The organism is Prosthecobacter sp. (genome assembly GCF_020439865.1).
GTDB lineage: Bacteria > Verrucomicrobiota > Verrucomicrobiia > Verrucomicrobiales > Verrucomicrobiaceae > Prosthecobacter.
This window is the reverse complement of record NZ_JAGRPF010000033.1, coordinates 44,161-53,742: the sequence shown is the minus strand read 5'-3', so window position 1 is coordinate 53,742 and position 9,582 is coordinate 44,161. Positions and strand designations below refer to the sequence as shown.

Here is a 9,582-nt window from a genome sequence, read left to right as displayed (position 1 = left end):
ATCGCATCTCGATCAGATAATGTGCCGCGGCTAGCCTGCCAATATGCGGACCACACTAGGTAAGCCTCAAGTATAAAACGATCCTTATGTTGAAAACCAGCCGATTGGCTATCACGTGATACTCAAAGCTTTATTTTGAAATTAGTCTTTTCTTTATTCTAAGTTTCTGGGTTTGTCTTATGGTAGTTTAAACGCTGTGTTATATTAGGTTAATCACTGAATTACCCGATCAATTTTGCCAAAATAACTCCCTCGCACAAACCGAGCGGCTCATAATTTACCAAAACTCATGGGTTGCGTGTTCAATTGGGGCAAGTCGCTTCCTTGAGCCTCAACTGTTTGACTCTCAAGCCACAGCTGAATCGGCCAAATTCCCCGCCGTTGCCCGATTCAGCCTAAAATGAGCCTCACTTGAGAATTCAAATTCTCCCCTGCCACCGCTGTGGGGCTGAGATGCTGACGAAATCATGGTTGACCGGAGTTGTGGTCTTGTAAGCGTCCAGCTCACCGCTGGTAAAGAGCGCCGCAACCGCGCTATAGGTTCCCCCTTCCAGAGCTGCGGTAAGCGTGCTGACTTCAAGTAAACCTGATACGCTTCTTCGCGTCACGTAAAGAACCACACGGATCTCCGCACCCGTCGCCAGTTGGCACGAAAGCACCGCTCTACTCTTCGCTTCAGGCAAGATGCCCCCTCTCACAGCGTTTTCCCCGGCCGCATGAGACTCCCGACCTTCTTCGCCGCCGCCATTGTCATTGTTGCTGCGCAGCTAAACGCCGCCTCGATGCGTCCGAACATCCTCTTCATGATGGCGGACGATTTGAACAACTCCCTCGGCTGCTACGGCCATCCGCTCGTCAAGACGCCGAATCTCGACAAGCTCGCCGCCCGGGGTGTCCGCTTTCAAAACGCCGCCTGCCAGTATCCGCTCTGCGGTCCGAGCCGGAACTCGATGCTCACCGGCCTCTACCCGAACAGCACCGGCATCCTCTCGAACTCCCAGCTTTTCCGCCAGACGATCCCGAATCACGTCAGCCTGCCGCAGGCTTTCCGGCGCGACGGCTACTTCGCCGCCCGCATCGGCAAGCTCTACCACTACGGTGTGCCGAATTCGATCGGCACCAACGGCCATGACGATCCCGCTTCGTGGGAAATGGAACTCAATCCGGCAGGCTGCGACCGCCTTGTCGAGCATCCTGACATCTTCTCGCTCGTCCCCGGTTCTTTCGGCGGCACGCTGAGCTGGTATGCCTCCCCCCGGCCTGACGAGCAGCACACCGACGGCCTTCAGGCGCACGATGCCGAATGGGTGCTCGAACGCTGCGCAAAGGAAAAGGACCGCCCGTTCTTCCTCGCCCTCGGTTTCTTCCGTCCGCATACGCCGTATGTGTCGCCGGAGAAGTGGTTCAAAGGCTACCCCGAAGCCGAAATGCCTGTCGTTCAAGGAGTTGAGGAAGACATCAAAGACGTTCCCGCGCCGGCCCTCGCCTCGCACAAGAAGGAACACGAGAAGCTCACCGACGACCTCCGCCGCCAGGCCGTGCAGGCCTACTTTTCCAGCATCAGCTTCATGGACGCCCAGGCCGGCAAGGTGCTCGACGCCCTCGACCGCCTCGGCCTGACCGACAATACCATCGTCGTCTTCACCAGCGACCACGGCTACCACCTCGGCGAGCACGGCCTGTGGCAGAAGATGAGCATCTTCGAAGAGAGCGCCCGCGTGCCGCTCATCATCGCCGGTCCCGGCGCAGCGAAAGGCGCCGTTTCCACCGCGCCCGTCGGCCTGATCGACCTCTACCCGACGCTCGCAGAGCTTTGCAGCGTCAAAGCCCCCGCCAATCTCCAGGGCCAGAGCCTCGCGCCCATCCTCAAAGATCCCGCGACGGCGAAAGGCCGCGGCTGGGTGCTCAGCGAGGTCGTGCGTGGCGGCGGCGGGGGTGGCAAAGGAAAGGGTAAAGGAAAAAAAGCCGATGCCGCGCCCGCTCCGCGCATCTTCGGCTACTCCCTGCGCACCGAACGCTGGCGCTACACCGAGTGGGATGAGGGCAAGGCCGGCAAAGAGCTCTACGACCATCAAAACGATCCCAAGGAGATCACCAATCTCGCCGACAAACCCGAGCACGCCGACGCCCAGGCCAAACTCGCCGAACAACTCCACGCCGCCATCCAGCCCACCTTCCCGCCCGACGGCAAGATCCCCGAAATCCCCGCCGGCAACACGATGTACATGCCGCTGCTGGTGGATCCGTGAGGCAGCGTAGAGCAGAGGGCGAAATCAAATCCTACTCGTCCTCGATCCAATCGCTCCGTCAGCGAGACGGCTCACAACTCCAAAACCCGGCTGTCGCACCTTCTCCTCAAATCGATTTCATGAAACCGCTCCTCGCCCTCCTCCTCTTTTCGTCATTCGCCATTCCTCATTCGTCATTTTCGGCTCCGCCGAACATCATCCTCATCAACATCGACGACCTCGGCTACGCGGACATCGGTCCGTTCGGCTCGAAGAACGCCACGCCGCATCTCGACCGCATGGCGAAAGAGGGCATGAAGCTCACCAGCCACTACGCCGCGCCGGTGTGCAGTCCGTCGCGTTCGTCGATGATGACCGGTTGTTACCCCAAGCGCGTGCTGCCGATCCCTCACGTGCTCTTTCCTGCCTCGGCGGTCGGTTTGAACCCGGCTGAAATCACCGTGGCGGAAGTCCTCAAAGACGCCGGCTACGCCACGGGCATGATCGGCAAATGGCACCTCGGCGACCAGCCGGAGTTTCTGCCCACCGCGCAGGGTTTCGACAGCTACCTCGGCATTCCCTATTCCAACGACATGGGGCTCGCCTCCGAGGGCTCGAAGAGCAATCCCGGCCAGCCGGTGCCGCAGGGAAACGCCAAAGCCAAGGCCGGCAAAAACGCCAAGGCCGACGCCGACCCTGAAACCGGCCTCAAAGGCAACACGCAGCCGCCCCTGCCAATGCTCGACGGCGGCAACGTCGTCGAACGCGTCAAGGCCGACGGCCAGCACGCCTTCACCAAGCTCTACGCCGAGCGTGCGGTGAAGTTCATCCGCGAGCATCAGAAGCAGCCGTTCTTCCTCTACCTGCCGCACAACGCCGTCCACTTCCCGCTTTACCCGGGCAAGGAATACATGGGCAAGTCCGGCATGGGACTGCTCGGCGACTGGGTGCGCGAGGTGGACTGGGCCGTCGGTCAGGTCCTCGACACCGTGCGCGAGCTCAAGCTCGACTCGAACACGCTCGTCATCTTCACCAGCGACAACGGCGGCCCGATCAACCACGGCGCCAACAACGCCCCACTGCGTGGCAGCAAAGGCAGCACGCTCGAAGGCGGCATCCGCGTCTGCACTATCGCATGGTGGCCCGGCAAAGTGGCCGCCGGAACTCAGACCGACGCCATCACCTCGCACATGGACTGGCTGCCCACCTTCGCCACGATCGGCGGCGGCAAAACGCCCTCGGATCGCAAGATCGACGGCATCGACATCTCGCCCCTGCTCCTCGGCGACGCCGGTTCGTTCAAGGCGCGTGACACCTTCTACTACTACCGCGGCTTCAAGCTCGAAGCAGTGCGCTCCGGTCCGTGGAAACTCTCGCTGGGCAAAGGCGAGCTCTACAATCTCGACTCCGACATCGGCGAAGCCACGAACGTCGCCGCCGCGAACGCCGATCAGGTCGCCAAGCTGAAAGCGCTAGCCGAGGCGATGAAAGACGATCTCGGCCTCGACGGCCCCACCGCGCCTGGCGTCCGTCCGCTCGGCCGCGTGGAGCATCCGCTTCCGCTCATCGACGCCGATGGCAAAGTCCGTCCCGGCTTCGACGGTGTCGCCAAAATGCTGCCCTGAGTTCGAATTCCATCTCCCGCTTCTCACCATGAAAACCGCTCTCTTCCTCCTCCTCGCCACCGCCGCCATCGCCGCTGATGCGCCGGTGCTCAAAGACGACTTCTCCGCGCCCAAACTCGAAACGCGTCGCGCCTCGCGCGGCGACTGGAAATTCGCCGACAACATCGCCACCTGCACGCAGGACGACGAGCTCTACAAGAAGTTCAAGGATCACGGTCCCATCATCTTCTACGACCTCGCCTACACCGACGCCGCCATCCGCTTCGCCTTCAAACCCGATGCCAGCACGAAGAGCGTCGTCTTCACCAGCAATGGCGACGACGGCCACATCTTCCGCATCGTCTTCAGCAAAACCGGTGCTTCCATCCGCGCCTTCCCGCCCGAAGGCAAAGCCGATCACACCTCCATCGCCGCCGGCACCGAGCCCGATCTCAAACTCAAGCCCGGCGAATGGACCAACGTCAGCGTCGAACTGCGCGGCTCCAAGGCCACGCTGAAAGTCGGCGACTTCACCAAAACCTACGACCACGCCTCCTTCGCCCGCGCCAAGACCAACCTCAGCGTCGGCTTCGCCTTCGGCACCGTGAGTGTGAAGGACGTGGTGGTGGAGAAGTAAGGCAGGGACGCGCTGCGCCGCGTCCGACAAAAAGGGACACGACGCAGCGTGTCCCTAACATCAAAGCCCACCCAGCTTGCAGATGCGATCCCAGTGCTTCGCCTCCACCGGCGTGATCGAGAGGCGGTTCCCGCGGCGCAGAATGAGCAGGTCCGCCAGTTTCGGATCGGCGCGCAGCATGTCGAGTGTCACGAAGGTTTTGAAGTCGGCCTCCCACTTCACATCCACCATCAGCCAGCGCGGCTCCTCACGCTTGCTGCCCTTGTCGAAGTATTCGGAAGACGGATCAAACTGCGTCGGATCCGGATAAGCCTCCTTCACGATTTTCACCACGCCCGCGATGCCCGGCACCGCGCAGCTCGAGTGGTAAAACAACCCCAGATCGCCCACCGCCATCTGATCCCGCATCATGTTCCGCACCTGATAATTCCGCACCCCGTTCCACGGCTCCGTCTTTTTCGGACGCGCCTTCAGGTGCTCGAAGGAAAAGACATCAGGTTCGGATTTGAGGAGCCAGTGGTTCATGAGAGTGCTGCTTCAATCGTCTTCACACTGTGATCCGCCGGTTCCGCGCCGTGATCGGCCAGCGTTGGGTGAACTTGCCGGCTTCGATGACGCAGGCTTCGCCGTGCATGGAGACGGTCGGACAAACATGACGCGGAATACCGTGGAGGGCCTGACCGATGGAGAATTCGTGAGCACGCTCGGTTTCGAGAACAAGATGCTCCTCGCTCTGCATCACGGCGACAGCGTCCGGAAGTTCTTCGAAGCGCACACGCGGATGCGGGTTCTCCGGCGCAACGGACTTGTGGCCGAGGTCGACTGTGAGACGGTTGTGACCGGGTTTGCTGATGACACGCGCGAGCAGAACGGCAGCGGGTTGGAAGGGCAGATCGACGGGATACTTGTCGCCATAACCAAAGTCCCACAACACCGTGGTGCCGGGGCTGAGCGTGCGATCGGGATACCCGGCGTGAATGCCAAACGTCGGCGAACCACCGGCGACGAGTTCCTTCACGATGAGCCCCTCGCCCTGCAGGCGGCAGCGGAACTGATGCACGGGCTCGAACGCGGCATCGCAGCGTTCGCGACGCACGTCGAGGCTCTCGTCGTGAATGTGACCGTCGTAGGCGTGCAGGCCGCGGAACTGCAGCAGCGGCGTGTCGTGAATGACATGCGCCAAGATCGCCGCTTCATCACCGGGCACGATGCCGGTGCGGCTCATGCCGCAGTCGAGTTCGAGAAAGACGCCGAGCGTGACGTTGTGCTGCTGCGCGGCAGACGCGAGGAAGCGGATCGTCTCCTCGGCATCGGCAATGGTGGAGAAACTGGTCTGCGGAAACTTGACGGCGAGCTCGGCCAGACGCTGCGCATTGATGCCCACAGGCGGCATGGCGAGCAGCACATCCGAGGCACCGGCGGCGGCGCACATCTCGGATTCGGCGATGGTGGACGCCTTGAACTTCGTGATGCTGAGCGCGACCTGCCGTTCGATCAGCTCGGCGCACTTGTGCGTCTTCACATGCGGACGCAGGCGATTCGCGTCGCCGGCGATCTTGAGCATGAGCTGCAGGTTGTGCTCGATGCGGCTGCGATAAAACAACAGCGCGGGAGACGGGATCTCGGATTCGTTTTCGACGTGGAACCAGGCGGGATGCATGCCGCATCGTGGCGAGCACCTCGGGGCGGTCAAATGCGCCCGTGCAGATGATTTTGAGCCGCCGCTGAACGATCAGGTGTTCTTCGGGATCCAGTCGCCTTCACGGTAGTCGAGTTGCTCCTTGTCGCTGTCATGCTCAAACTGCACAGGCTTGAATCCGGAGCATCCGGCGAGCAATGAGGCCGAGGCAAGAAGGAGCAGGATCTTTTTCATGGGAGTTTTCGGGCTAGGGACGTTTCGAAGATGTCTTCATACGGTCCAGGGGCAAGCAGACAATCGACGCAGCGGTAATTTCGCGGTCCCCACCACGTAGGATGCTTGACCAATTCCGCATCACCCCTCAGCATCGCCGCCACCATGAACCGCTCCTCCCTCGCCTTCGTCTTTGCCGCCCTCACCACCACGGCCATCGCCGGGGAGAATTTCCTCGTCTATTTTGGAACGAACACCAACGCCAAGAACGGCAGCAAGGGCATTTACGTCGCGCGCTTCAACTCTTCTTCCGGCGAACTGACGCAGCCCGAACTCGCGGCCGAAGCCGGCAATCCGGGCTTCCTCGCGATCCATCCGTCGAAAAAGTATCTCTATGCGATTGGTGACATCACCGTGGCCGACGGCAAAAAAGGCGGCGGCATCAGTTCCTTCAGCATCGATCTCAAATCGGGCAAGCTTGCCCCGATCAATCAAGCAAGCGCTGTCGGCAACGGTCCGTGCCATGTGAATGTGGACAAAACCGGCAAACTGGCCGCCATCGCGAACTACGGCAGCGGCAGCGTAGCTTCGTATGCGATCAAGGACGACGGCTCTGTGTCTGAGGCAGCTAGTTTTTATCAGCACGAAGGTTCGAGCGTCGATCCACGTCGCCAGTCCGGGCCGCATGCGCATTCGGTGAACTTCAGTCCGGACAACCGCTTCGCATTCGCCTGCGATCTCGGTTTGGACAAGGTGCTCATCTACAAGATCGACCCCGCCACGGGCAAGATGACTCCGAATGATCCGCCCTTCGCCAAGACGCCTGCCGGTGGTGGCCCGCGCCACCTCGCGTTTCATCCGAGCGGCAAATATGTATTCGTAAACAACGAAATGGCCATGACCGAGACCGTCTTCGCGTATGACGCGGAAAAAGGTGCGCTCACCGAGATCGAAACCGTCTCGACGCTACCCGAGGCTGATCGCGACAAGAAGGGCTTCAGCACCGCCGAATCGCTCGCGCATCCGAATGGGCGTGTCGTTTATGTTTCCAATCGCACGCACGACACCATTGCCGTCTTCGCCTGCGATCCCGCCACCGGGAAGCTCACCCTCATTCAAAACGTCCCCGTCGAAGGCGAGATCCCGCGCAACATCTGCCTCGACCCGACCGGCAAGTGGCTCATCGCCGCCCATCAGAACAGCGGCACCGCGGCGCTCTTCAAAGTCGATCAAGACAGCGGCAAGCTCACCTTCACCGGCACCAAGGTGAACGTCCCCGGCAGCATCTGCGTGCGTTTCCTCGCGCTGGATTGAGAAGCATCACAGAGCGGCGACACCCTAGGGATTTTGGGTGGTCTGCACGACTTGGACGGGCGCATCTTGTCTGTCTGGATTCGTCATTGCACATCCCCCCTTTGCCCGTATTCTCGCGTCCCCCAAAAACCCAAGAATATGACCCAGCTCGATCAACTGAAGCAGCACACCGTGGTGGTCGCCGACACCGGCGATTTTGAAGCCATGAAGGCCTACAAGCCGCAGGACGCCACGACGAACCCCTCCCTAATCCTCCAGGCGGCTTCGAAGCCCGAGTACAAGGCCATTTTCGACCAGGCCGTGACGGACGGCAAATCTGGCGGCGTGGACGCAGTGATGGACAAACTGGTGGTCGCCTTCGGCCTCGAAATTCTCAAGATCGTTCCCGGCCGCGTTTCGACCGAAGTGGACGCCCGTCTTTCCTTCGACACGCAGGGCAACATCGAAAAGGCCCGCCACATCATCGCGATGTACGAAAAAGCCGGCATCAGCCGCGAGCGCATCCTGATCAAGATCGCCTCCACGTGGGAAGGCATCAAAGCCGCCGAAGTCCTCCAGAAGGAAGGCATCAACTGCAACCTGACGCTCCTCTTCAGCCTCGCCCAAGCCGTCGCCTGTGCCGAAGGTGGCATCAAGCTTATCTCGCCCTTCGTCGGTCGCATCATGGACTGGTTCAAGAAGAACACGGGCAAAGATTATGCCCCGACCGAAGATCCCGGCGTGCTCTCCGTGACGCAGATCTACAACTACTACAAGCACTTCGACTACAAGACCGAGGTCATGGGCGCCAGCTTCCGCAACAAGGGTGAAATCACCGAACTCTGCGGCTGCGACCTGCTCACCATCAGCCCCGGCCTGCTCGGCGAACTCGCCGCGAGCGAAGACGCCATCGCACCGAAGCTCAATGCCGCCAACGCGAAGTCCCTCAAAATCGAGCGCATCGGCAGCGACGAAAAAACCTTCCGCTGGCTCTTCAACGAAGACCCCATGGCCGTGGACAAGACCGCCGAAGGCATCCGCAACTTCGCCAAGGACATCGTGAAGCTCGAAACGATGGTGAAGACCGCGATCGGCTGAGTTTCTTAGCCGAAAGGGAGAAAATAGAAGAAAAGAGCTCAGTCGGGACACCTCTGATTTTTTCCTTCTTTTCTCTTTTTCGGCCATCCTCATCGACATGCTCACTAAACGGATCATCCCCTGTCTCGACGTGAAGGAAGGTCGTGTCGTCAAAGGCACGAAGTTCCTGCAGCTTCGCGACGCAGGTGATCCGGTGGAGTGCGCGCAGGTTTACAATGCGCAGGGAGCCGATGAACTCGTCTTCCTCGACATCACGGCGAGTCATGAGGAGCGCAAGACGATGGTCGATGTCGTCGCGCGTACTGCCGCGAGCTGCTTCATGCCATTGACCGTCGGTGGCGGCATCCGCACCGTGGCGGACATGCGTGAGATGCTACTCGCCGGCGCTGACAAGGTCGGCATCAACACCGCCGCCGTGAAAACGCCGGACGTCATCGACGAAGCCGCCAACGCCTTCGGCTGCCAGTGCCTCGTCGTCGCCATTGACGCGAAACGCAACGACCGCGGCTCCTGGACGGTGTACACGCACGGAGGCCGCAACGCCACCGAGCTCGACGCCGTCGAATGGGCTGCAGAAGTCTGCAAACGTGGTGCGGGAGAGATCCTCCTCACCAGCATGGACTCCGACGGCACTAAGGCCGGCTACGACATCGCTCTCACGCGTGCGGTCAGTGAAGCCGTCACCATTCCCGTCATCGCCAGCGGTGGCGCGGGAAACATCGATCACATGGTCGATGTCCTCCGCGATGGCAAAGCCGATGCGGTCCTCGCTGCGAGCATTTTCCACTTCGGCGAATACAAAGTCGCTGACGTGAAGAAGTACCTCGGCGATCACGGCGTGCCGGTGCGTCTTTGAGTCAGCATGAGCGA

At 60.7% G+C, this 9,582-nt stretch carries 9 protein-coding genes; 6 read left to right on the top strand and 3 right to left on the bottom strand.

The genetic code is table 11. The annotated features are described in order from the left end of the window. Window positions 1–716: 716 nt before the first annotated feature. The 3 genes from KDL09_RS03175 (at window position 717) to KDL09_RS03165 (ending at window position 4,469) form a co-directional block, all read left to right on the top strand. Entirely contained in the window at window positions 717–2,249 is a 1,533-nt protein-coding gene (locus KDL09_RS03175; protein ID WP_294381228.1) for a sulfatase, read from the top strand. Between the two features lie 119 nt (window positions 2,250–2,368). Beyond that, complete coding sequence (locus tag KDL09_RS03170; RefSeq protein ID WP_294381226.1) at window positions 2,369–3,853, top strand: sulfatase; 1,485 nt, start codon at window positions 2,369–2,371, stop codon at window positions 3,851–3,853. 28 nt (window positions 3,854–3,881) lie between these two features. Continuing rightward, a complete protein-coding gene (locus KDL09_RS03165; RefSeq protein ID WP_294381224.1) occupies window positions 3,882–4,469 on the top strand; it encodes a hypothetical protein in 588 nt (195 codons plus the stop codon). Window positions 4,470–4,529: 60 nt separating this feature from the next. Here KDL09_RS03165 and KDL09_RS03160 read toward each other — a convergent pair whose 3' ends face one another. The 3 genes from KDL09_RS03160 to KDL09_RS03150 form a co-directional block, all read right to left on the bottom strand. Beyond that, window positions 4,530–4,994, bottom strand: coding sequence for an EVE domain-containing protein (locus KDL09_RS03160; protein WP_294381222.1), 465 nt, complete (start codon window positions 4,992–4,994; stop codon window positions 4,530–4,532). 22 nt (window positions 4,995–5,016) lie between these two features. Then, window positions 5,017–6,129 carry a D-TA family PLP-dependent enzyme gene (locus tag KDL09_RS03155; RefSeq protein WP_294381220.1) on the bottom strand — a complete coding sequence of 371 codons (1,113 nt, stop codon included), beginning with the start codon at window positions 6,127–6,129 and terminating at the stop codon, window positions 5,017–5,019. Window positions 6,130–6,201: 72 nt separating this feature from the next. Beyond that, the gene (locus KDL09_RS03150) at window positions 6,202–6,342 is read right to left on the bottom strand and encodes a hypothetical protein (protein ID WP_294381219.1); all 141 of its coding nucleotides are present in this window, start codon (window positions 6,340–6,342) and stop codon (window positions 6,202–6,204) included. A gap of 144 nt (window positions 6,343–6,486) precedes the next feature. Between KDL09_RS03150 and KDL09_RS03145 the strand changes: the two genes are divergently transcribed. From KDL09_RS03145 to hisF, 3 genes are all read left to right on the top strand, one after another. Then, a complete protein-coding gene (locus tag KDL09_RS03145; protein ID WP_294381216.1) occupies window positions 6,487–7,635 on the top strand; it encodes a lactonase family protein in 1,149 nt (382 codons plus the stop codon). A 138-nt stretch (window positions 7,636–7,773) separates the two neighbouring features. Then, the gene (tal, locus tag KDL09_RS03140) at window positions 7,774–8,712 is read left to right on the top strand and encodes a transaldolase (protein ID WP_294381214.1); all 939 of its coding nucleotides are present in this window, start codon (window positions 7,774–7,776) and stop codon (window positions 8,710–8,712) included. A gap of 97 nt (window positions 8,713–8,809) precedes the next feature. Continuing rightward, window positions 8,810–9,568 carry an imidazole glycerol phosphate synthase subunit HisF gene (gene hisF / locus KDL09_RS03135; RefSeq protein WP_294381211.1) on the top strand — a complete coding sequence of 253 codons (759 nt, stop codon included), beginning with the start codon at window positions 8,810–8,812 and terminating at the stop codon, window positions 9,566–9,568. Window positions 9,569–9,582 lie beyond the last annotated feature (14 nt).